17 protein-coding genes are annotated in these 23,492 nt (G+C 58.3%); 10 read left to right on the top strand and 7 right to left on the bottom strand.

Annotation, left to right across the window (positions count from 1 at the left end; all coding sequences use genetic code 11):
* Nucleotides 1–92 precede the first annotated feature (92 nt).
* From purN to IQ265_RS16700, 3 genes are all read left to right on the top strand, one after another.
* Entirely contained in the window at nt 93–767 is a 675-nt protein-coding gene (gene purN, locus IQ265_RS16710; protein ID WP_194055638.1) for a phosphoribosylglycinamide formyltransferase, read from the top strand.
* A gap of 97 nt (nt 768–864) precedes the next feature.
* A complete protein-coding gene (locus tag IQ265_RS16705; protein ID WP_194055637.1) occupies nt 865–1,695 on the top strand; it encodes a hypothetical protein in 831 nt (276 codons plus the stop codon).
* A gap of 278 nt (nt 1,696–1,973) precedes the next feature.
* Nucleotides 1,974–2,942, top strand: coding sequence for a DUF1350 family protein (locus IQ265_RS16700; RefSeq protein ID WP_194055635.1), 969 nt, complete (start codon nt 1,974–1,976; stop codon nt 2,940–2,942).
* A gap of 25 nt (nt 2,943–2,967) precedes the next feature.
* Here IQ265_RS16700 and IQ265_RS16695 read toward each other — a convergent pair whose 3' ends face one another.
* Complete coding sequence (locus IQ265_RS16695) at nt 2,968–3,654, bottom strand: Crp/Fnr family transcriptional regulator (RefSeq protein ID WP_194055633.1); 687 nt, start codon at nt 3,652–3,654, stop codon at nt 2,968–2,970.
* A 315-nt stretch (nt 3,655–3,969) separates the two neighbouring features.
* Nucleotides 3,970–5,382 carry a 3-isopropylmalate dehydratase large subunit gene (leuC, locus tag IQ265_RS16690; protein WP_194055627.1) on the bottom strand — a complete coding sequence of 471 codons (1,413 nt, stop codon included), beginning with the start codon at nt 5,380–5,382 and terminating at the stop codon, nt 3,970–3,972.
* 289 nt (nt 5,383–5,671) lie between these two features.
* On the opposite strand from leuC, the gene IQ265_RS16685 reads away from it, so the two are divergent.
* Nucleotides 5,672–6,007 (top strand): hypothetical protein, encoded by a 336-nt coding sequence (locus IQ265_RS16685; RefSeq protein WP_194055624.1) that lies wholly within the window; start codon nt 5,672–5,674, stop codon nt 6,005–6,007.
* A gap of 62 nt (nt 6,008–6,069) precedes the next feature.
* Here IQ265_RS16685 and mnmH read toward each other — a convergent pair whose 3' ends face one another.
* From mnmH to IQ265_RS16670, 3 genes are all read right to left on the bottom strand, one after another.
* A complete protein-coding gene (gene mnmH / locus IQ265_RS16680) occupies nt 6,070–7,119 on the bottom strand; it encodes a tRNA 2-selenouridine(34) synthase MnmH (protein ID WP_194055622.1) in 1,050 nt (349 codons plus the stop codon).
* Nucleotides 7,120–7,137: 18 nt separating this feature from the next.
* A complete protein-coding gene (locus IQ265_RS16675) occupies nt 7,138–7,974 on the bottom strand; it encodes a DUF429 domain-containing protein (RefSeq protein ID WP_194055620.1) in 837 nt (278 codons plus the stop codon).
* A 156-nt stretch (nt 7,975–8,130) separates the two neighbouring features.
* Entirely contained in the window at nt 8,131–8,586 is a 456-nt protein-coding gene (locus IQ265_RS16670; RefSeq protein WP_194055618.1) for a cupin domain-containing protein, read from the bottom strand.
* Nucleotides 8,587–8,684: 98 nt separating this feature from the next.
* Between IQ265_RS16670 and argS the strand changes: the two genes are divergently transcribed.
* The 3 genes from argS to IQ265_RS16655 all read left to right on the top strand — a co-directional run bounded on the left by argS (nt 8,685) and on the right by IQ265_RS16655 (nt 15,384).
* On the top strand, nt 8,685–10,442 hold the full coding sequence (argS, locus tag IQ265_RS16665) for an arginine--tRNA ligase (protein ID WP_194055616.1): 1,758 nt from the start codon (nt 8,685–8,687) through the stop codon (nt 10,440–10,442).
* 382 nt (nt 10,443–10,824) lie between these two features.
* The gene (locus IQ265_RS16660) at nt 10,825–14,172 is read left to right on the top strand and encodes an MHYT domain-containing protein (RefSeq protein WP_194055614.1); all 3,348 of its coding nucleotides are present in this window, start codon (nt 10,825–10,827) and stop codon (nt 14,170–14,172) included.
* Nucleotides 14,173–14,184: 12 nt separating this feature from the next.
* Nucleotides 14,185–15,384 carry an adenylate/guanylate cyclase domain-containing protein gene (locus IQ265_RS16655; RefSeq protein ID WP_194055611.1) on the top strand — a complete coding sequence of 400 codons (1,200 nt, stop codon included), beginning with the start codon at nt 14,185–14,187 and terminating at the stop codon, nt 15,382–15,384.
* A 16-nt stretch (nt 15,385–15,400) separates the two neighbouring features.
* Here IQ265_RS16655 and IQ265_RS16650 read toward each other — a convergent pair whose 3' ends face one another.
* Entirely contained in the window at nt 15,401–17,047 is a 1,647-nt protein-coding gene (locus IQ265_RS16650) for a CTP synthase (RefSeq protein ID WP_194055609.1), read from the bottom strand.
* Between the two features lie 126 nt (nt 17,048–17,173).
* On the bottom strand, nt 17,174–18,499 hold the full coding sequence (gene hisD / locus IQ265_RS16645) for a histidinol dehydrogenase (RefSeq protein ID WP_194055607.1): 1,326 nt from the start codon (nt 18,497–18,499) through the stop codon (nt 17,174–17,176).
* A gap of 225 nt (nt 18,500–18,724) precedes the next feature.
* Between hisD and rpsT the strand changes: the two genes are divergently transcribed.
* From rpsT to rpoB, 3 genes are all read left to right on the top strand, one after another.
* Nucleotides 18,725–19,027: a 30S ribosomal protein S20 gene (rpsT, locus tag IQ265_RS16640; protein ID WP_194055605.1), complete on the top strand. Its 303-nt coding sequence runs from the start codon at nt 18,725–18,727 to the stop codon at nt 19,025–19,027.
* 59 nt (nt 19,028–19,086) lie between these two features.
* A complete protein-coding gene (locus tag IQ265_RS16635) occupies nt 19,087–19,929 on the top strand; it encodes a TatD family hydrolase (protein ID WP_194055603.1) in 843 nt (280 codons plus the stop codon).
* Nucleotides 19,930–20,103: 174 nt separating this feature from the next.
* On the top strand, nt 20,104–23,412 hold the full coding sequence (gene rpoB, locus IQ265_RS16630; protein ID WP_194055601.1) for a DNA-directed RNA polymerase subunit beta: 3,309 nt from the start codon (nt 20,104–20,106) through the stop codon (nt 23,410–23,412).
* The last annotated feature ends 80 nt before the right edge of the window (nt 23,413–23,492 follow it).

The raw sequence follows: 23,492 nt of genomic DNA, 5'->3' as shown, positions 1-23,492 counted from the left end.
CCCGCTTCACCCAGCGCACTCCTTTCCCCCTTAGATAGAGGCGTTTCGTGTTGTCATATGATAGTTCCCAATTTCACTAATTTTCTGACCCTATGCTGGAGACTGCCCCTGTTCTTGTTTCGCCACCGCTGCCGGTGGTGTGGCCCCGGTTTGAACAACCGCTACAGTTGGGGGTAATGGCCTCGGGCAACGGCAGCAATTTGGAGGCGATCGCCCATGCCATCGAGCGCGGCGACCTGCACGCTCAAATTTGCGTCGTTTTGTACAACAATCCTGGGGCGAGAGTGGCTGAGCGAGCCGCCCGCCTGGGGCTACCGGCGGTATTGCTCAACCATCGCCACTACCCCAGCCGCGAAGCCCTCGACTACGACATTGTGCAAACACTCCAGGCCCACGGCGTGGACTGGGTAATTATGGCGGGTTGGATGCGCTGCGTAACGACGGTCTTGATTGACGCCTTTGCGCATCGGGTGCTTAATATTCATCCCAGTCTGCTGCCCAGTTTTCCGGGGCTGCGGGCCGTAGAGCAGGCGCTGGCGGCGGGGGTCAAGGTGGCGGGCTGTACGGTGCACCAGGTCGAGCTAGCGGTAGACAGTGGCCCGGTGATTATGCAGGCGGCGGTGCCGGTGGAGCCAACCGATACGCCGACGGCCCTTCAGGCTCGTATTCAGGTGCAGGAACACCGCATCTATCCCGCTGCGATCGCCCTGGCGGCTTTGGCCTCAGCTAAAAGTACCCGGCCGGGTGACGGCGACCCTGGGGCATAGCTTCCAGAATGGGCTTAATCCCAAAGGTCAAGGGCACGCGCTTCTGCCAAGTGCCCAGCTGCCTGGGACAAGCCGTATTTTTTGGTGAAATCAAGCTATGGAAATTAGTACTTTTGAGCTGCTGGTTAAGCGCATTGCCCCGCCCCCGGCAGACCCCGCCGTGGCCCGCCGCGTGGTCCAGGGATATTTTCTAACAATTGCTAATTTGGAAGACCGCGATTTTACCTATCAGCTTGAGTTTCATGTCAGCCGTCCCAACCCGGTTGACCCCGATCGCAACCTGGCTGGCAATGCTTTTGTAGCTTTTGACATCGCTGGTGAAAACACCACGCTAGCGCTGAGCCCGGTCATGCCCAGCCCTGTGACCCCGGTGTTTACCACCCGGTTTAGGCTGCCTGCTAAGCAGACGGCTTCAGTGCAGCTGCTGCCCGATCTGACTCGGCCTGGTCTGCTAAATGAGGCTAATCCCGACGTTGAGATTCGTGGATTTGTGCGCCTGCGCCTGCCCGCCCTGCGCCAGGGAATTTTCCTGCGGCCCCAGAGCAATAGCCCGGTTAAAGTACTGCTCAATCCCGAAGTGCGCGGCACCTTCTTGCCCAACGACCTGGCAGCTCGCGGCGGTGACTTTGACCAGATCAACTATCCGCTAGAACTCGCCAGCGGCAAGGGACTTAACGAGGTAGAGCCCGATCGCGGTTTCTTCCCCATCGATCCGGTCATCGTGTCTGAGGTAGTTAACGATCGCCCGCCCCTCGACGTGATTAACCCCCCCATGATTGATCTATCGCTGCTGAGCCCCACGGCTCGGGCGGAGGTTTTGGCCGAAACTCTGGCCCAGGTTGATCCCAGCGCCGAAAACCTGAACACCGTTAGCGACCTGCTGTCCAAGCTGGAAATTCCTATCCGCATGGAACCGGTCAACCGGTAGGTGCTTGGTTCATCCCAGCGCCCGAGAGAATGTTTATCCCCGCTCGGGTGCTGGTCTGCCAGCTAGCCTCACGTCTCCGCTTTGCTCGTTGCCTCATGCTGATTCCAATAGCCGTGGACAGCCCTAAGGCCAAACCCTGGTTGCCTACCCCCGATTGATCAAGGGCAAACGACCGTTTGCCCCTGCAGGGTACCTGTTTCGAGCCGGGTTTTTGAACCGGACTTGGTATAACTCACGGCTGTTGGACGTTATTTAGATCGCCATAACACGAAGTATCAATGAAACCCTTTACCTTTCAGCCGGTTTCCTTTAGCTGGGTGGCGCTGCATCCTCAGCCCCAGGGAGTGGTTCAGTTCATTGGTGGAGCATTTTTTGGCTCCTTCCCAACCCTCAGCTATCGCCACCTGCTGCATGAAATCTACAACGCTGGCTACACCGTGGTGGCCATGCCCTTTCGGTTTAGCTTTCGCCACTGGGGTATTGCCCTGAGCCTATTAGAAGAGCAGCGGCGGCTACAGGCGTATCTGCCAGAGCTAGCGGCTCAAGCCGGTTACGAAGCGGAAGTTTACCAGCAGAGCGATCGCTACGCCTGGCTGGGCCACAGCCTGGGCTGTAAATACATTGCCCTGCTAGAACTGCTCTGTGGCGTTGAGCTCAACCCGTTAGATACCACCTTAGATGAGGTGATTGGCGTTGAGAATGCCCACTGGTTGCGCGATCGCCTGGCCACCGCCCCCGTTATCTGGAACCAGCCCACGCTGCTTTTGGCTCCCGACATCAGCGACACCACTAGCGCAGTGCCGCTCAAAACCGTGGCTCACCTGCTCAATAAGTTGGGTTTGGGAGTGCAGCCTACCCGCCAGCAAACCCTCGACCTAATCGATCGCAGCCGCCTATTCAACCTGACGGCCATGGTTTCTTTTAGCCGCGACACCGTGGCTGGAAGCATAACCGATCCTTGTCCCGCCGCCAGCGATGTCGGCTGGCTTTACCGACATCTGCAAACGAAAAAGCTGATCCACACAGAGCTAGGGGGCAAACACCTCGAACCGCTCGGGGTGAACGTAGGACCCTGGCTCGTGGATCTCAACCCGTTTGATAAGTTTGCCAAGCCGCTGCTGAGCTGGTCTACTGGGGAAACGGTGGTAAAGTTTCTTCACCAGCTCCAGCACCGCATCATTGAGTCGACGATACCTAAGCCGACGATACCCGTAAATTTGCCGGAGCCATCGCTGGCTAAGCGTTAGAACATGGCTTAAACCGGCTCTCTACTTAGCGCTGAGCCATTGGGTTTATGAGCTGGTTGGCCGGAAAACGAGGATCGAGCTGAAGCACCATGTGGCGCTGATCGATAGTTAGCCAGCCCTCGGTTTTAAAGTCTTTGAGCAGGCGGGTGACGGTAACGCGGGTGGTGCCAATGGCGGTAGCCAGCTGGTGGTGGGTCAGCCGCATAGGAATGCGAATACCGCTGGGCTCAACATGGCCAAAGTCTTGGGCCAGCATGAGCAAAAAGTGCTTGAGGCGATCGGCTACCAGGCGCTTACCCGAGAGGGCCAGCCAGGCCTCAGCCTGCTGCATCCGCAGAGTAATATTGCGAAACATGCCCGCCATTAACACCGAGGACCCTTCAATTTCGGCCATGGGCAGCGAGAGCACGTCGACATCGGTCAGGGCGGTGGCCCAGTAGGGGTCAACGGAGGTTAGGGGCAGCCCCACGGGCATAGACGGCCCGGCCAGCCCCAGCAGGGTCTCGCTACCGTCTTGCTGAATGGTGAACAGTTGAACAATTCCCCGACAGATGATCAAGATTTCGTCGACCCGGAGCGGCATGGGCCGTCCTGCGGGGTAAGGTACCAGGGCTCGTTCTCGATATAGCTGCTCTAGGAGCTGAATGAAGGTCTGATGACTGCGAGGGTCAATAGCAGCATCGCGGGCAGCGGAAGTTGCGGTTACAGACACTGAGATACCTAGAGTTCGCCGGGGTAAACTGCTAACCCACAGAAAGCGCAACGATCAATTGAACCGCTCCAGGACTGACCTACGGGGCGATCGCGGCATGGTCGGCACTCAGGTCATCCAAGTTGGATGAATTCTGGCTCGGTGGTAGCAGGGTCCCCGCCCCCATCTTCAACGGCTTAAATTAAGAAACTCCTCAAGCTAGGTTAAGCCCAGGCAAATAGTTCGTTAACGTTTGTGATCTGCCGCACCAGTCGCGGTGGGTTTAGCTGTCTACAACACATTTGCCGGAGCTTTTCAGAATCAAGGAAAAAAGGTTTAGGAATGTGGCAGGTAGTCGCGTACGTCGGTCACCTGGCCTGCCAGAGCCGCTGCTGCCACCATTGCCGGGCTCATCAGCAGGGTGCGACCCGAGGCCGACCCCTGGCGTCCTTTAAAGTTGCGGTTTGACGAGGAGGCGCTGATCTGCCGCCCCTGGAGCTTGTCAGGGTTCATGGCCAGGCACATTGAGCACCCCGCCTCTCGCCACTCAAAGCCTGCGGCGGTAAACACCTGGTCTAACCCTTCGGCCTCAGCCTGCTGCTTCACCCGTTCAGAGCCGGGCACCACAAAGGCTTTTACCCCTGCGGCCACGGTGTGGCCCTGGACGACCTTGGCCGCCTCGCGCAGGTCGCTGATTCGTCCGTTGGTGCAGCTGCCAATAAAGCATACGTCAACGGCGGTGCCCTTTAGGCTTTGGCCAGGGCTGAGATCCATGTAGGCAAAGGCGTCTTGGGCCAGCACCTGCTCTTCGTCGGGTAGGCTTTCGGGCAGGGGCAGGGTTTCGTGAATGGCAATGCCCTGGCCGGGAGTAATGCCCCAGGTGACGGTGGGGCCAATGTCGGCGGCGCTGAACACTACCACGTCGTCATACTCGGCGTCGGCGTCGCTGCGCAGGGTTTGCCACCAGGTGACAGCCTCATCCCAGGCAGCGCCCTGGGGTGCAAAGTCGCGACCCTTGAGATAGTCATAGGTGATCTGGTCGGGGTTGACGTAGCCGCAGCGCGCCCCGCCCTCGATCGCCATATTGCAGAGGGTCATGCGCTCCTCCATCGACATCGCCTCAATGGCGGTGCCAGCAAACTCGTAGGCGTAGCCCACGCCGCCTTTGACTCCCAGGGTGCGAATGATGTGTAATACAACGTCCTTGGCGTAGACCCCAGGGGGCAGTTCACCGTTGACCTCAATGCGGCGCACCTTGAGCTTGCCCAGGGCCAGGGTTTGAGAGGCCAGTACGTCGCGCACCTGGCTGGTGCCAATGCCAAACGCGATCGCCCCAAATGCGCCGTGGGTAGAGGTGTGGCTATCGCCGCAGGCGATCGTCATACCCGGCTGGGTCAGCCCCTGTTCGGGGGCAATCACGTGGACAATGCCCTGGCTGCCCGAGCCGATGTTGTAGAAGCGAATACCGTGCTCTTTGCAGTTTTGCTCTAGGGCCTGCATCATGGCCTCGGCCAGGGGGTCAGCGAAGGGGCGGGCCTGGCTTTCGGTCGGTACGATGTGGTCGACGGTGGCGACGGTGCGCTGGGGGTACATCACCGTTAGCTGACGCTCGCGCACCATGGCAAAGGCTTGGGGGCTGGTGACTTCGTGCACCAGGTGCAGCCCAATAAAAAGCTGAGTCTGCCCCGATGGCAGCGTGCCAACGGTATGTAAATCCCAAACTTTGTCGAACAGCGTACCCTTGCTCATGGCAGACCTATAGGCAAAAACGATGAAACCTGTTTAGCGTAGAAAGAGGGCGAATGCGTTACCAGTGTTCTATCTTAGCCCAAAGCCCCTGCCCCACGGCTTAGGAAAATATCTCTCTAGATCGAGCTCGCAAGTGTATCCGATGGTCCTTGTAGTTCCCTTATAGATTCTTTACAGTTTCTTGGTACCTTCCAGCGAGGTGCGGCTTCGGTTTTTGGTAGAGCATGGAAAGCTTTGCCAGAGCCAGTCTGCACCCCAAAAATTGGTTTTATTCATTAGGAGATACGTCATGGGTTTTCTAGGCAAGCTATTCGGTAAAAAAGAAGAAGAAAAAGCTAAGGCCACCCCCAGAATTAATGTGAAGCAGGCAGCCACCACCGCCAAAATTGACGCCGCTAAGGTGGGTATTGATGGCCAGTTCGACGAGAGCGGCTTGGCCAAGCGCGTAGCTTTGGCCCTCGACCAGGCCAACATCTCGGACAGCGTGGGCCTTTGGGTGGCTCAAACTGGGTCCACCGTGGTGCTGAAGTACAACCCCGACGCCGAAAGCGTGCTGGAGCAAGCGAAAAAAGTTGCCATGGGTGTCGATGGCGCTACCAATGTCACCACTCAGCCCAACTCCTAGGTAAATTTGCCATAGATAACTAGAGCCGCCGAAACCTGGTCTCGGCGGCTCTTTTTTGGGTCTCACCCTGCTGCGATCGCAGCCTCGGCGTCTGAGCACAGGTGAGAACGTTTGTCGATGAGGATCTGGGCACTGTCCTGGGGCGACAGGCCAGCGATATTTACCTGAGGAATAACGTTGCCGCGCCGCTTTAGATCGTGGCGATAGGCGCGATCGTAGTAGTCGAGAATGATGGCGCAGGCGGCGCGCAGGTTGCCCGATTGAATGTGCTGTATGGCAGCTTGGGTGCGATCGCCCCCCAGGCGTTTACGAATTCGCTCGGTGGCCTCAACGAGATCTGCCTCAGCCGCCTCGCCATAGATCTCCACCAGCAGGTCAAGGCGCTCGTCGAGCGATCGCACCACCTCCACCGCCGGGGCCGCCTCCATCTGTGCAAACAGCTCGTTAGGAATGCGGCAGGTGCCCACCCGGCGGCTCTCGGCCTCCAGCCAGATGGGGCGATGCGAGGGTAATTTTGCCCACTGCTCCGCCAGCAGGTTCTCGTAGTGCTCCGTTGAGGGCTGCGGCGGCAGCAACAATGCCCCAAAGCTACTGCCCCGGTGGTTGGCCAGAGCCTCAAGGTCTAACACTGGCTCCCCCAGCGCAGCCAGCTCTTGCAAAATCAGGGTTTTACCACTGCCGGTCATGCCGCCCAGAATCACAATTTTCTTGGGGCTAGCTAGGGTATCCCGCACCCAGCGGCGGTGAGCCTTGTATCCCCCGATCAGGGTGTGTACCGTAAACCCGGCCAGTTCCAAAATCCAGCCCATGCCGCCGCTGCGCATGCCTCCCCGCCAGCAATGCACCCGAATGTGGCGATCGGGGGCCAAAGCCTTAGCCGCACGTATAAACTCGCCGCACTTGGGGCCAGCAATGTCAAAGCCTAGCTCTACGGCGGCCTCGCGCCCCACCTGTTTGTAGCAGGTGCCCACCTGGGCGCGCTCATCATCAGTGAATAGAGGAAAGCTCACGGCCCCAGGAATATGCCCCTGCTCGTATTCGCCTAGGCTGCGCACGTCAAGAATAGGGCCAGAGCCTTGCAGAAAGTCGTCAATATTTAAAGGCGATGGCATGGGCAGGGTTAGGCGAATTCAGGTTAGGCCTTGCTTTAGTGTAGCGGGTTGCAGCTTAGGAGGAATTGGTGCAGGCACCACGATGTAGCCCTCACCGCGATCGCCCAGCACCCAGTTTCGCTCCAAACCCCAGGTCCACCAGTGGGCTGCCGTGTAGGCGCAGGTGAGGGCATCAAGCTGGTCTTCTACCGCTTTCATCGCCGCCCCTGTAAGCGGAATCTCAGGCAAGTCAGAGTCCTCCAAACTGAGAGCGGGTTCCAGGGTGGGCAGCACCGCCAGTTGGTACTGCCGCAGCTTTTCCAGTTCAGGACGACGCTGGGCCAGAGTGCCCTTCTTGTACTTAAGAATTTTGGTCAGTCCAAACAGATGAACCGTTGCCGGGTGGGGGAAGACCTCCAGCTGAAACCGTCCTTGCGGCTGAGGATCACTGCGGGGCTGGTGCTGAAAGCCGAGGGATTCTAGGGCCAGACCAAAGGCGATCAGTTTTTCGGCAAAGGGGCGACCCCGGTTGGCGGGGTAGCAGCCCGCGTCGTAGCGACCAAAGTACTTGTGGGCCAGGCGATCGGGCAAGCGCATGCCGGTTTCGTTGGGGATGAGGGTTGGGGCGTCTACCGCCACCACGGCATTATCAGCACCCTCGGCCCATTGAGATATCCAGGCCAGAATCTCGGCTACCGTTTGCAGGCGATCGATGGCAACTAGCTGCAGGCGATCGCCCGCCATATCCAGGCAACATAGGCCCGTGGGGCCACTTTGCCAACCTAAATCAACCCCGAGAAAGCGATGGTACTCGCGCTTCTGAGGGGGTTCCTCGATTCGCGCTGGTTTTTGCGGGCTGCGAGAATCGCTGCTCATCTACACAAATTCTCCGCTCGATGTAGTCTGTCGGCTTCGACTCCGCTCGGCCGACAGAGACCCCGCTTAGCCGACATAGGCTCCGCTCATCCGACGGGCTGGCATAGTGTTCTGATAAAGAGTGTGCCTTGCCTGGGTCGTAGGGGGTAAGAACGCCTAGTCTTCTAGATCCACATATTCTCGCTGGTCAACCCGGCGGTACATGCGAGTGTTCAGCTTAGGGTAGTCACAGATATCGAAATCTAATCGCATACCACCCACCAGGTAAACCAGGTCTTCGGTAAACGGGTTGCTGAGGCTGTGGGCCAGCCCTCCTGGGGCAAAGCCCATAAAGTCGCCAGGGCCAATCTCAAAGGTGTCTGTACCAATTTCTGCCAGTCCCCGCCCTGAGAGAACATAGATAAATTCTTCCTCGGCCTGGTGGACGTGATACTGGGTCGAGTCGTGGCCCGGTTCGACTCGCACCAGGTGAATGCCCAGGTGGTGCAAGCCAGTTTCGTCGCCCAGCGACCTGCCGTGGCGGATTGCCCTAGGATTAAGGGGGTGAACAAAGACAGCTTCGGGTAGGGCTGCGATCGCCGCAGCGGTCAGGAGTGGATGAGGGTCCGTCATAGGTCAATTCCCGTAGTAGCGTAGATGGGTTGGTGAGCCGTGCCCACCCTACGGCAGCAGTAAACAGATTTCTCAGGCAGGGGTTAGGGAAAACATACATGAAGTCTACACTTGCACAACTCACTACTCGGTTTGAGCAAGCTTTGGTCGCTGCCTTTGGCCCAGAGCTAGCCGGTACCGACCCTATGCTGGTGCCCACCACTAACCCCAAGTTTGGCGACTACCAGGCCAACTTGGCCATGTCGCTAGCCAAGCCACTCAAGCAGAAACCCCGCGACATTGCCACCCAAATTGTCGAAAAGCTCGACCTTAGCAACCTCTGCGAGCCACCCGAAATTGCCGGCCCTGGCTTCATCAACCTGCGCTTCAAAACCCAGTACTTAGAAGATCAGCTCAAGGCTATGCAGGCCGATCCGCGCCTGGGGGTGGCTCCTGCCGAGCAGCCCCAAAAGGTGATTGTCGATTTCTCTAGCCCCAACATTGCTAAAGAAATGCACGTTGGCCACCTGCGATCAACCATCATCGGCGACTCCATCGCTCGAGTGCAGGAGTTCATGGGCCACGACGTACTGCGCATCAATCACGTCGGCGACTGGGGCACCCAGTTTGGCATGCTGATCACTCATCTAAAAGAAGCCTGTCCCGAGGCGCTAGAAGCGGTTTCATCGGTAGATATCGGCGATCTGGTCGCCTTTTACAAGCAGGCCAAAAAACGCTTTGATGAAGACGACAGTTTCAAAGTCCGCTCTCGTGAAGCCGTTGTCGCTTTGCAGTCGGGCGAAGATACGGCTACCAAAGCTTGGAAAGCGCTTTGCGAACAGTCCCGCAGGGAATTTCAAAAACTCTACGATCGCCTCGACATCAAGATTCAAGAACGTGGTGAATCTTTCTACAACCCCCTGCTGGCCGATGTCGTCAAGGATTTAGACACCCAGGGGCTCCTGATTGAAGACCAGGGGGCCAAGGTCGTCTTTGTCGACGGCTTTACCAACAAAGACGGTGACCCGCTGCCGCTGATCATTCAAAAAACCGACGGCGGCTACAACTACGCCACCACTGACCTGGCCGCCATCCGCTACCGCACCCAGCAGGACGGGGCCGATCGCGTGCTCTACGTAGTTGACGCGGGGCAGGGCAACCACTTTGCCCAGGTGTTTCAGGTGGCCGCCAAGGCCGGCTGGATTCCCGACAATATCGAGCTTACCCACGTGCCCTTTGGGGTAGTGCAGGGCGAAGACGGCAAGAAGTTCAAAACCCGCTCTGGCGACACTGTGCGCCTGAAGGACTTGCTCGACGAAGCAGTCAGCCGCGCCCGCACTGACCTGGAAAATCGCATTCAGGCTGAGGAACGGCAAGAAACTGAGGCCTTCATTCAAAACGTCGCCGAAGCTGTTGGCCTGGGTGCGGTAAAATACGCCGACCTGAGCCAAAACCGCACCAGCAACTATATCTTTAGCTTCGACAAAATGCTGGCCCTAGCGGGCAATACTGCCCCCTACATGCTCTACGCCTACGTGCGGGTGCAGGGCATCAGCCGCAAGGGCGACATTGACTTTGACCACCTGCCCGCCGAGGCCCGCATTCACCTCGAAGATGACACCGAGTTTGCTCTAGCCCGGCACCTGCTCCAGCTCGATCAGGTGGTGGAGGAAGTCGCCCGCGAACTCTACCCCAACCGTCTCTGCCAGTACCTCTTTGAGCTGAGCCAAAAGTTCAACCAGTTCTACGATCGCTGCCCGGTGTTACAGGCGGCAGACCCTCAGCGCACGTCCCGCCTGTTGCTCTGTGATCTCACCGCTAAAACGCTGAAGCTGGGCCTGTCGCTGCTGGGCATTCAGGTGCTAGAACGCATGTAAAAGTGCTGCGTACAGCTGCCATGTTTAGCTGACATCCTCCTAAAGACAGGAGACATTCTGTTTCAAACTTGCTTTCCTCAAGATGGGTGCAAAATAGGACGCAAGCAGGGCATCTATCTTGAAGAGATATCCCGATATCTAAACGGAACGTTGAATTAATAGTTAGCGAGTAATTCTCTCCCTAAAGGATGTTGAAGCCCCTCTGAATTAGGGGCTTTTAATCTGGCTAGGCTAATACTTTGAAAGCTACTTTTATGGAAGTAATGCAGCTTCAAAAAGATTGTGCGCTCTGATACTAACTGCTGGTGCGAGAGGCACGTTATCGGGAAAGCTAGGGTTGCGTCTCAAACCAGTTTTTAAGTTTTTGGTTGAAACTATCACAATGCCCTACGCGGTAGTCGGTCACTACAATGCTGGCTTAATTGGCCTGTCCTTGGGTGTTGCAGTGTTGGCGTCTTTTACCACCCTGAGTTTGGGGCGGCAGATTTTGAGCATAGAGCGCTACCAGTGGCCCTGGCTGCTGGGTGGTGGGCTAGCCATGGGCATGGGCATTTGGGCCACTCACTTTATCGGTATGCTGGCGCTGGAACTGCCCGTGCCGGTGAGCTACGACATTCTAATGACGGGTCTATCGCTGGTGAGTGCGGTGCTGGCGGCTAGCGTGGCGCTGGCGATTGTCAGTCGGCCCAGCTTGGGCTGGCCTGGGGTGGTAGCTGGCGGTTGGGTTATGGGGTTGGCGATCGCCTGGATGCACTACACCGGTATGGCGGCGATGGAAATACCGGCTCACCTGAGCTACTACTGGCCTCTAGTTGCCCTCTCGGTGGTCATAGCCGTAGTCGCCTCGACGGCAGCACTAGTGCTCAACATCTGGCCGCCGCAGCGCCCTGGGCAGGGGCAGCCCTGGTTTGCTAAGTTAGCGGTACCAACTTTAGGCATCGCCATTGGCGGCCTGCACTATACCGCTATGGCTGCCACAGCGTTTCAGCCCAATGATATAGCCGCTGATCTAACCAATCATTTGACTGCGAGTGTAGCAGCGCTACCCAATTTCAAGGCTCAGTGGCTAGCTTTAGCCGTGGGGCTCGGAGCCGCCGTAATTTTGCTGCTGACCCTAATCGCCCTGCGCATTAACCGACGCCTCACTCAGCAGCGTTTGCAGGAGGTGGCCCTGACCAATAGCGAACAGCGCTTTCGTTCCCTAATTCGCGAGATGGGAGTTGGGGCGCTGCTGCTCAACGCCAAAGCCGAAATTTTAATTCGCAATCAAGCGGCTCAGCTGCTGCTGCACCTGCCCGAAGGAGAGGGCCACCCCCTGGTGTTTGGTCAGGCTGGCTACATTCAGAATGAGAACGGCACGCCTTTTGCACTAGCAGATCTGCCGGTGCAGCGGGCGATCGCCCAAAAAGCGCCTTTAGGGGATGTGGTCATGGGGGTCAGTGCTACCGAGGCCGACCCGCCGCGCTGGCTGCTGGTAAATGTTGACCCCCAGCTGAACGAGGCGGGGCAGGTAGAACGGGTGGTGTGCACCTGCAGCGACATTACGATGCAAAAGCAGGCCGAGGTGGCGGTACGAGCCGTGGCCAACCGTGAAAAAGCGGTGATGCAAATTGTGCAGCGCATGCGCCAAACCCTGGATCTGGAGGCTATTTTTGCCGCCACCACTGAAGAACTGCAGCAGGCTCTCAGCTGCGATCGCGTCTGGATCTACCGCTTCAACCCTGACTGGAGCGGTACTGTAGTAGCCGAAGCGCTCACTGACTCCACGGCCCCTTCTACGCTGGCGACGGCAACAGTCAGCGATCGCCTCATTGACCAGGACGACTGCGGTGCTCGCCAACTGCAAAGCGGCGGTTTTGACGATGGCTATCTGCTGCTCGAAGATACTTACCTGCAAGAAACCCAGGCAGAAACCTACCGCCAAGACCGCACCTATCACCGCGTCAACGATATCTACACCGAAGGGTTTGATACCTGTTACCTGGAGTTTCTAGAGCGATGGCAGGTGCGTGCCTACGTCATTGTGCCTATTTTTGCTGGCAGCCAGCTCTGGGGGCTGCTGGGCATCTACGCCCACCACTATCCGCGCACCTGGGCTCGCAACGAAGTCAAAATGGTGCTTCAGGTCGGTACTCACCTGGGTACGGCCGTACAACAGGCCGACCTGCTGCGGCAGACCCAGCAGCAGGCCCAGGCGCTAGCGGTGGCTAAACGCGCTGCCGATGCCGCAAGCCAGGCCAAGAGCGACTTTTTGGCCAGCATGAGCCACGAACTGCGAACTCCTCTCAACGCCATTCTGGGCTTTACCCAAATTTTGCACGACGACGACAGTCTAGATGCGGCCCACCGCGACCTGATTGCCATTGTCAACCGCAGCGGTAACCACCTGCTGGGGTTGGTCAACAACGTGCTGTCGTTGGCCAAAATAGAGGCCAACAAAATTACCCTTAACAACGGGGTCTTTGACCTGCACCAACTCTTGCAGGCCGTGGATGACCTGCTGCAGCTCAAGGCTGAAGCCAAGGGAATTCAGCTAGCGGTGGTGCCGCCGCCGTTGCCCCACCAGCTATGGGCCGACGAGAGTAAACTGCGGCAGATTTTAATTAACCTGATTGGCAACGCGATCAAATTTACGCACCAGGGCAGCGTTGTGGTGCGATCGCGCCTGCATCCAAACCTGAGCGATCCGGCTCAGCCCTACCGGCTCAACATCGAGGTGCAAGACACTGGCGTAGGCATTGACTCAGAAGAAATTGCCCACCTGTTTCAGCCCTTTCACCAAACTCAGTCGGGGCGGCGTTCCGCTGAAGGCACCGGGTTGGGGCTGTCGCTCAGCTACAACTTTGCTCAACTGATGGGGGGCGACATCACCGTGACGAGCCAGTCAGGGGTGGGCTCGACCTTCACGGTCAGTTTGCCCGTGGGTATGGCCGCGATTGTCAAAGACCAGCCCTCGGGGGTTGTTGCCGCTGGCTTAGAGCAGCCTGACTACGACATTGTGCACCTGGCCTCACACCAGCCCGCCCCCCGAATTCTAGTCGCTGACGATGTGGCCGAGAGTCGACTGCTGATTCGCCACTGGCTAGAGGGAGCTGGGTTTGAGGTGCGCGAAGCCAGCCAGGGTGAAGAGGCTATTGCCCTGTGGCAGGCGTGGCAACCTCACCTGATCTGCCTTGACATGCGCATGCCCGTGCTCGACGGCTATGCCGTGGCGCGTCGGGTTCGCCAGCTGCCTGGGGGTGCTACCACCACGATTATTGCGGTGACCGCCAGTGTCTTTGAGGAGCAGCGCTCAGACTGCCTTACGGCGGGCTGTGATGCCGTGCTGCCAAAACCCCTTCAGCGTCGGGTGCTGCTCGAGCACATTGGCCGGAGCCTAAACCTCGCCTATCAGTACACCAGTGGGTCTCAGCTCGATGAAGATAGCTCGATGGTCAAACACCGGCTCCAGGAGACTACAGCAGCCCAGCCCGATTACAGCGGACAAAGCTCGATTAAAGATCATCGCCCCCTCACCGAGGCTGACTTAAGTTTGCTTACCCCCGACTGGCTCAGCCAGGTTCACCAGGCTGCTCAAGCCGCTGACGACCGCCGCGTCCGTCAGCTCATCGCCCAGCTTCCCCCCGAACAAGACCCCCTAGCGCAGCGGTTAAATCGTCTAGTCAACGATTTTCGTCTCGATGTCATCATCGACCTCACCGCTGTTCCCTCCTCAACGCTTTCCCTGTAGCCGATCGAACCTATGACTACCGCTGTTCCCCCTCACCATCAGGATGCAGATATTAAGGATGCAGACATTCTCCTGGTAGACGATATACCTGACAACCTGCGGGTACTGTCTACCATTCTGGAATCCGAGGGCTACCGCTGCCGTAAGGCCATTAGCGGTGCCCTGGCCCTAAACGCCATTGCGCTGGCTCCCCCAGACCTGATCTTGCTCGATATCACCATGCCTACGATGGATGGTTTTGAGGTTTGCCGTCAGCTTAAGGTGAGCGAGAGCACCCAGAGCATCCCGATTATTTTTCTGACCGCCCGCGACGCCGAAACCGAAAAAGAGCAGGCGTTTGGCCTTGGGGCAGCCGATTATATCGTCAAGCCCTTCATGGCCTACGAGGTACTGCTGCGGGTTAAGCATCAGCTGGCCCTGCGGCGACAGCAGCAGCAGCTAAAGGCCCAAAACCAACAGCTCCAGGCCGAAATTAAAGAACGTCAGCAGGTTGAAGCCGAACTTCGCCGCCAGCGCCAGCGTTCTGAGGAGCTATTGACTAACGTGCTGCCCTTCCAAATTGCCCAGCGCCTCAAAGAGCGGGAGCAGGCGATCGCCGACCAGTTTGACGCCGTCACTATTTTGTTTGCCGATATCGTGGGCTTTAGCCCCGTGGCGGCCCAGCTGGCCCCCTGCGACCTGGTGCATCTACTCAATCGAATGTTTTCTCGCTTCGACGAGCTGGCCGCCATCTACAAGCTAGAAAAAATCAAGACCATCGGGGACGCCTATATGGTAGCCGCCGGCGTGCCCTGCCCCCGCCCCGACCACGCCCAGGCGATCGCTCAAATGGCCTTAGACATGCAGGCCACCATCAGCGACTTTCAGCGGCCCGACGGTCATCCCTTCCGGCTGCGCATCGGCATTAACTCAGGCAGCGTTGTCGCTGGAGTAATCGGCATTCGCAAATTTATCTACGATCTCTGGGGCGACACTGTCAACATCGCCAGCTTTATGGAAACGACCGGCGAGGCTGGCAAAATTCAGGTGTCAGAGCTGGCCTACGCTCACCTCAAAGACCACTTTACCCTCAAGCCTCGCGGTCCGGTTTGTCTTAAAAATGGCGACAGCATGACCACCTACTGGCTGACTCCCCAGGAGCAGGTCACCCCCAAACCTACCCAGCTGACCGCCCTGGAGTACCCCACTGGCCCAGCCCTGTGCTGCGGCTAACCCCTAAGCATCGCCCTTAAGCATCGGCAGTGGCCCCGACTTCTACCGCCACTGGCGTCAGGGGTTTGGTGGCGCTCAGGGCCGCATTCACCAGCCCTAAAAACAGCGGGTGGGGCGCGCTAGGCCGCGACTGAAACTCCGGGTGAAACTGGCTGGCAATAAAGAAGGGATGGCCAGGTAGCTCAATAATTTCTACCAGGCGACCGTCGGGAGAGGTGCCACTGACGGTATAGCCCGACTCCACAAACAGGTTGCGGTAGGCGTTGTTGAACTCGTAGCGGTGACGGTGGCGTTCGTAGACAACTTCCGCCCCGTAGAGGCGACTGGCCAGGGTATCGGGAGCCAGCCGACAGGGGTAAAGCCCCAGCCGCATAGTGCCGCCCAAATCGACTACATCCTGTTGCTCAGGCAGCAGGCTGATAACTGGGTTGGGGGTTTCGGGGGTAAATTCTGAACTGTCGGCTCCGTCGAGCTGGGCCACGTGGCGAGCCCACTCGACGACCGAGCACTGCATGCCCAGGCACAGCCCCAAAAAGGGAATGCCTCGGGTGCGGGCATACTCGATCGCCTGCACCTTACCGCCGATGCCGCGCGAACCAAACCCACCCGGCACCAAAATGCCGTTGACGCCGCTCAGGTGAGCCTCCGGGCCGTTGACTTCAATGTCTTCAGAGTTAATCCAGCGCACGTTCAGGGCGGCTCGATGGGCGATCGCCGCATGGCGCAGCGCCTCCACCACCGACAGGTAGGCATCGTTGAGGCTGACGTACTTGCCCACAATGGCAATGTCAACCGGGTGACTAGAGCTGTAAAGCCCCTCTACAATGGTTTCCCACTGACCCAGGTGGGGCTGGCGCTGATCGAGCGCCAAGCTTTTCAACGCCTGGTGGGCCAGCCCTTCGTGCTCCAGCTTGAGGGGCACCTCATAGATGCTGCTGGCATCCTGGCAGGTGACCACGGCCTCGGCGGGCACGTCGCAAAATTCGGCAATCTTTTCCTTCATCGGCTGGGGCAGCGGACACTCGCAGCGGCACACCAAAATGTCGGGCTGAATGCCGATCGATCGCAGCTCTTTGACCGAGTGCTGAGTGGGCTTAGTTTTGAGCTCTCCCGCCGAGGCAATGTAGGGCACCAGGGTGACGTGCATGTAGAGCACATCCTGGCGGCCCACATCCTTTCGAAACTGACGAATCGCCTCCAGAAAAGGCAGCGACTCAATGTCGCCAACGGTGCCACCAATCTCAGTAATCACCACGTCGGGGTTGGTGTTGCGGGCAACCCGGTGAATGCGCTCCTTAATCTCGTTGGTAATGTGGGGAATCACCTGCACCGTGCCCCCCTGGTAGTCACCCCGGCGCTCGCGGTTGATCACCGCCTGGTAAATTGAGCCTGTAGTAACGCTGTTCAGCCGCGACATGGCCGTGTCGGTGAACCGCTCGTAGTGGCCCAGGTCAAGATCGGTTTCAGCCCCATCTTCGGTCACAAACACCTCTCCGTGCTGAAAGGGGCTCATGGTGCCGGGGTCGACGTTGATGTAGGGGTCAAGTTTAAGAATAGAAACAGAGTAGTCGCGCGATTTTAGCAATCGACCCAAACTGGCCGCGACAATGCCCTTGCCGATGCTCGACACTACGCCGCCGGTTACAAACACAAACTTCGTCATAGCAGCTTAACCCAGACCCCAGGAGCGTTAACCCGTTAATTGTGCCACAGGGGCTAGGTGATCCGTGCCGTTCCTAATTGTTGGCTGTGAAGCAGTCCAGGGGAGAGCAATTTGGGAAAGCCTGGCCTAAGCGCTGGGAGAGCTCTCACTGCCCGCTTCGGGCTGCACCCGCCGCTGCACCGAGTCGCCGTGGGAGGGCAAACCCTCGGTCTCCGTCAGCACCGCGATCGCCTCCGCTACCCCCCGCAGGGCCTCAGGCGAGTACTGCATCAGGCTGGAATGCTTCATGAAGGTTTCGGTTGAAAGCGGAGAGGCATAGCGGGCCGCGCCCGACGTGGGCAGGGTGTGGTTGGGGCCAGCCAAGTAGTCGCCCACCGCCTCAGGGGTGGAATGGCCTAAAAAGATCGCTCCGGCATGGCGAATGTGCTCTAGCAGATCCCAGGGCTCGGCTACTTCCAGCTGCAGGTGCTCAGGGGCAAACCCATTGGACAGCTCAGCAGCCATCTCCAGGCTGTCGACGACAACGGCTAGACCGTAGTTTGCGATCGCCTTTTCGGTCAGGGTTTGGCGCGGGTGCCCCGCCAGCTGGCGGTCAACCTCAGCGGCCACGCGCTCGGCCAGTACTTCACTAGTCGTAATCAAAATGGCGGCAGCAATGGGGTCGTGCTCCGCCTGGGCCAGCAGGTCGGCGGCCACATGGGCGGGGTTGGCCGTATGGTCGGCAATCACCAGCACCTCAGACGGCCCTGCCAGCGAGTCAATGCCCACCGTGCCAAACACCAGTTTTTTTGCCAGTGTGACGTAGATATTGCCGGGACCCGTAATAATATCTACCGCCGGGACAGTCTCAGTGCCGTAGGCCAGCGCTGCGATCGCCTGGGCACCGCCAACCCGATAAATCTCAGTGATGCCCGCCTCCTGGGCGGCCACCAGCACCGCCGGGTTCACCGTACCCGTCTGACCGGGGGGAGTGACCATGACCACCTGCTTTACCCCGGCCACCCGAGCCGGAATCGCGTTCATAATCACGGTGCTGGGGTAAGACGCCCGCCCTCCAGGCACATAAATGCCGGCTCGATCGACGGGGGTGTAGCGCTTGCCCAAGACCACGCCATTGTCTTCAAACCTTACCCAACTCTGGGGTACCCGCTGGCGGTGAAAGGTCTCTACGTTCTTGCAGGCCAGCCGAATGGCATCCAGCAGCCCCTTACTCACCTGCTGATAGGCCGCATCCAGTTCGGCCCCCGAAAAGCGCAGCCCATCGGCGACCAGGGTAACTCCGTCAAAGTCCGCAGTATACTGAATGAGGGCCTGGTCTCCCTGGCGACGAACAGCGTGCAAGATTTCTCGAACTGTGGCTTCCTTATGAACGACTTGGTCGTCGTGGGTGCGGGCACAGATGCGTTGCAGCTCTGTTTTTGCCTCGGGTAGCTGATGGGTGATGCGCAGCATTACAGCCAGGAATCCAGATAAGCCAGCAAGGTGCGTTTGGCTAGGTTGGCTGCTTGAGGGCGGTAAAACGTCCCGGAAGGCAGTCAACACCAGCGTTCATAACATCCTAGTCGATCTACAGACTAATTTGGTAGCTAACCAAAGCATTCCAATTACACCAACTGGCACCAATTGGTGCTAACATGCTTTATCCAGTCAATTAATCTTGTTAAGCTAGGGCGAACTGTGGCAAACATCAAGTCTGCACTAAAACGAATTGAAATTACCGAGCGCAATCGGCTGCACAACCGATCCTACAAATCGGCGGTTAAAACGCTGACCAAAAACTATCTCTCTGCTGTTGACGCCTATCGGGCTGCCCCTAGCGCCGATACCCAAAAGCAGGTTGAAGCTACCATGGCTGCTGCCTATAGCAAAATTGATAAGGCTGTAAAGCGCGGTGTGCTTCATCCCAATACCGGTGCCCGTAAAAAGTCTCGTTTGGCTCGGGTGCTCAAAGCTCAAGAGACGGCAGGGGCTGCGTCCTAGGTTCCCCTGGGTTCCAAACACGCTGGGCCGCCTGCCGTTTCTCGTCGCTGCACTTGCTTATGCCTTTGGTTGATACCCACGTACACCTCAACTTTGATACGTTTGCTGGGGATCTCGACGAACTAACCCAGGCCTGGAGACAGGCCGGGGTTTTGGCTTTGGTGCATTCCTGCGTCGAGCCTGGAGAGTTTGCGGCTATGCAGGTGATCGCCGATCGCATTCCAGAGCTGTACCTGTCGGTAGGGCTACACCCCCTCGACATGGACAAATGGACTAGCGCCACGGCTACCCAGATTGCTGAGCTGGCCGCTGCTGACGATCGGGTGGTTGCCATTGGTGAAACCGGACTCGATTTCTTTAAAGCAGATGACGAAGCTGTTCAGCGCGAGGCCTTTTGGCAGCAGCTGACCATCGCTCACAATTTAAATCTGCCGGTTATCGTCCACTGTCGAGATGCTGCCCAGGCAACAGCTGAGTTGATTGATGAGTTTCAGCGTCATGTTGGCTCTGTTGGTGGCGTCATGCACTGCTGGGCGGGTACTCCAGCAGAGACTCAGCAGTTTCTAGATCTGGGGTTCTATATCAGCTTTAGCGGCATCGTTACCTTCAAAAACGCTCACCAGGTCAAGGCCTCGGCTCAGATGGTGCCCGCCCACCGATTGCTAGTTGAAACTGACTGTCCCTTTCTTACCCCTGAACCTCGGCGTAAAGAACGCCGCAACCAGCCTGCCTTTGTGTATCATGTGGCGGCTTGCCTGGCTGAGCTGCGCCAGGTTGAATTTGAAGCCTTGGCTCAGACTACCACCCGTAACGCTGTGACCTTGTTTAAATTACCCGAGCTATCCCAATTGCTTGCCGCTGACTCCAACTCACCTTATGTAACTACCCCGGCGGGCTGCTAGGCAGTTGGTTTAAGGCGCTGGGGCGATCGCTGTTAAACAGTTTCTCCCCCTTACGCCGGACCAGCTTTACACGGCTATCCTACTTTACTGCCCCGATTTGCCCACTCGCTCCGTTCGAGATGCGTCGTTACGTCCTGACCCATCTGCACCTGGCTGACCTGCACTAGGAGACCCATGACTGAAACCACCGTTTACCAAGCTCCCCCCAACTTTGTTCTGCCCGACCTGGTAGAAATTCAGCGGTCTAGCTTTCGCTGGTTCCTGGAGGAAGGGTTGATTGAAGAGCTAGAGAGCTTCTCTCCCATTACTGACTACACCGGCAAGCTCGAACTGCACTTTTTGGGTAAGCAGTACAAGCTCAAAAGCCCCAAGTACGACGTTGACGAAGCCAAACGGCGGGATGCTACCTACGCCGTGCAGATGTACGTGCCTACCCGGCTAATCAATAAGGAAACCGGCGAAATCAAGGAGCAGGAAGTCTTTATTGGCGACCTGCCCCTGATGACCGATCGCGGCACCTTCATCATTAACGGGGCCGAGCGGGTGATCGTCAACCAGATCGTGCGCAGCCCTGGGGTTTACTACAAGGCTGAGACCGACAAAAACGGCCGCCGCACCTACAACGCCAACCTGATCCCCAACCGAGGGGCATGGCTCAAGTTTGAGACCGACAAAAACGACCTGGTCTGGGTACGCATCGACAAAACCCGCAAGCTGTCGGCCCAGGTGCTGCTGAAGGCCTTGGGCCTCACCGACAACGAGATCTTCGACTCCCTGCGCCACCCCGACTACTTCCAAAAAACCATCGAGAAAGAAGGGCAGTTCAGCGAAGAAGAGGCCCTGCTGGAGCTGTACCGCAAGCTGCGCCCCGGTGAACCCCCCACGGTGGCCGGTGGTGAGCAACTGCTGCACTCCCGCTTCTCCGACCCCAAGCGCTACGACTTGGGTCGGGTGGGCCGCTACAAGCTCAACCGCAAGCTGCGCCTCAACGTGCCCGACGCCACCCGGGTGCTGACCCCTACCGATATTCTGTCGGCGATCGACTACCTGATTAACCTGGAGTTCGACATCGGCTCCATTGACGACATCGACCACTTGGGCAACCGCCGGGTGCGCTCCGTCGGCGAGCTGCTGCAAAACCAGGTCCGGGTGGGCCTCAACCGCCTGGAGCGGATTATTCGCGAGCGCATGACCGTCTCCGACTCCGACTCGCTGACCCCGGCCTCGCTGGTGAACCCCAAGCCGCTGGTGGCGGCTATCAAGGAGTTCTTCGGCTCCAGCCAGCTGTCTCAGTTTATGGACCAGACCAACCCCCTGGCTGAGTTGACCCACAAGCGCCGCATCAGCGCCCTCGGCCCCGGCGGTCTGACCCGTGAGCGGGCGGGCTTTGCCGTGCGCGACATTCACCCGTCCCACTACGGGCGCATCTGCCCGATTGAAACCCCAGAAGGCCCTAACGCTGGTCTGATCGGCTCTCTGGCTACCCACGCCCGAGTCAACGAGTTTGGCTTTATTGAGACGCCTTTTTTCAAGGCTGAGAATGGTCGCGTCTTTAAAGATGTCGAACCCATCTACATGACCGCTGACGAAGAAGACGACCTGCGGGTCGCCCCGGGGGACATCGCCACCGACGAAAATGGCTACATCATTGGCGACACCATTCCGGTGCGCTACCGCCAGGACTTTACCACCACTGACTCTACCGAGGTGGACTACGTGGCCGTATCGCCTGTGCAGATTATCTCGGTGGCTACCTCGCTGATTCCCTTTTTGGAGCACGACGACGCCAACCGCGCCCTGATGGGTTCAAACATGCAGCGTCAGGCAGTGCCTCTGCTGCAGCCCGAGCGCCCTCTGGTAGGTACAGGCCTTGAGGCCCAGGCGGCCCGCGACTCCGGTATGGTGATCATCAGCCGCACCGACGGCGAGATTGTGTACCTCGACGCCGACATGATCAAGGTGCGCGACCCTGAGGGCAACGTTCACGAGTACGAGCTGCAAAAGTACCAGCGCTCTAACCAAGATACCTGTTTGAACCAGCGCCCCATTGTGTTTCCTGGGGAGCAGGTGCAGTCTGGTCAGGTGCTGGCCGATGGTTCGGCCACCGAAGGTGGCGAGCTGGCGCTGGGGCAGAACGTGCTGGTCGCCTATATGCCCTGGGAAGGCTACAACTACGAGGACGCCATCCTGCTCAGCGAGCGTCTGGTGTATGACGACGTCTACACCTCCATTCACGTGGAGAAGTTTGAGATTGAGGCACGCCAGACCAAGCTCGGCCCTGAGGAAATTACTCGGGAAATCCCCAATGTTGGGGAAGATGCCCTGCGCCAGCTTGACGAAACCGGCATTATCCGCATTGGGGCTTGGGTTGAGTCGGGAGACATTCTAGTCGGCAAGGTCACGCCCAAGGGTGAGTCGGATCAGCCGCCGGAAGAAAAGCTGCTGCGGGCCATCTTTGGTGAAAAAGCCCGAGACGTGCGCGACAACTCCCTGCGGGTACCCAACGGTGAGAAAGGCCGGGTGGTCGACGTGCGGGTGTTTACCCGGGAACAGGGCGATGAGCTGCCCCCGGGTGCCAACATGGTGGTGCGGGTCTATGTGGCTCAAAAGCGCAAGATTCAGGTGGGCGACAAAATGGCCGGTCGCCACGGCAACAAGGGCATTATTTCCCGCATTTTGCCCATCGAAGACATGCCCTACCTGCCCGACGGTACTCCCATTGACATTGCCCTCAACCCGCTGGGGGTGCCTTCCCGTATGAATGTGGGACAAGTGTTTGAGTGCCTGCTCGGCTGGGCCGCCGACAACCTGGATTGCCGCTTTAAGGTGATTCCCTTCGATGAAATGTACGGGGAGGAGGCCTCTCGCAACTCTACCCACGGCAAGCTGATGGAGGCCCGAGAAACCAGCGGCAAAGACTGGATCTTCAACCCCGATGACCCCGGCAAAATTGTGCTGCGGGACGGTCGTACCGGCGAAGCCTTTGACAAGGCCATTACCGTGGGTCGGGCCTACATGCTGAAGCTGGTGCACCTGGTTGACGACAAGATCCACGCCCGTTCTACCGGCCCCTACTCTCTGGTGACCCAGCAGCCCCTGGGCGGCAAGGCTCAGCAGGGCGGCCAGCGATTTGGCGAGATGGAAGTGTGGGCCCTAGAAGCCTTTGGGGCGGCCTACACCCTTCAGGAACTGCTGACGGTCAAGTCTGACGACATGCAGGGGCGCAATGAGGCGCTCAATGCGATCGTCAAGGGCAAGTCGATTCCTCGTCCTGGCACCCCTGAGTCCTTTAAGGTGCTGATGCGAGAGCTGCAGTCCCTCTGTTTAGACATTGCGGTGCACAAGGTGGAAACCCGTGAGGACGGCACCAGTCGTGATACCGAAGTAGACCTGATGGCTGATGTCAACAGCCGCCGCACCCCCTCTCGACCCACCTATGAGTCTATTGCTCGGGATGAAGAGCTAGAAGAAGTGGAAGACTAACCCCCATCCCCTGTCTGCCCCTAAGGATCGTGCCTAGGCAATTCCGGGGGGCAGACGTTACCCGCCATACCCTAGACCAA

Source organism: Nodosilinea sp. LEGE 06152 (assembly GCF_015207525.1).
In the GTDB taxonomy this organism is placed as follows: domain Bacteria; phylum Cyanobacteriota; class Cyanobacteriia; order Phormidesmidales; family Phormidesmidaceae; genus Nodosilinea.
Note: the sequence above shows the minus strand (reverse complement) of the source record. Positions and strands in the feature narration are given on the sequence as shown.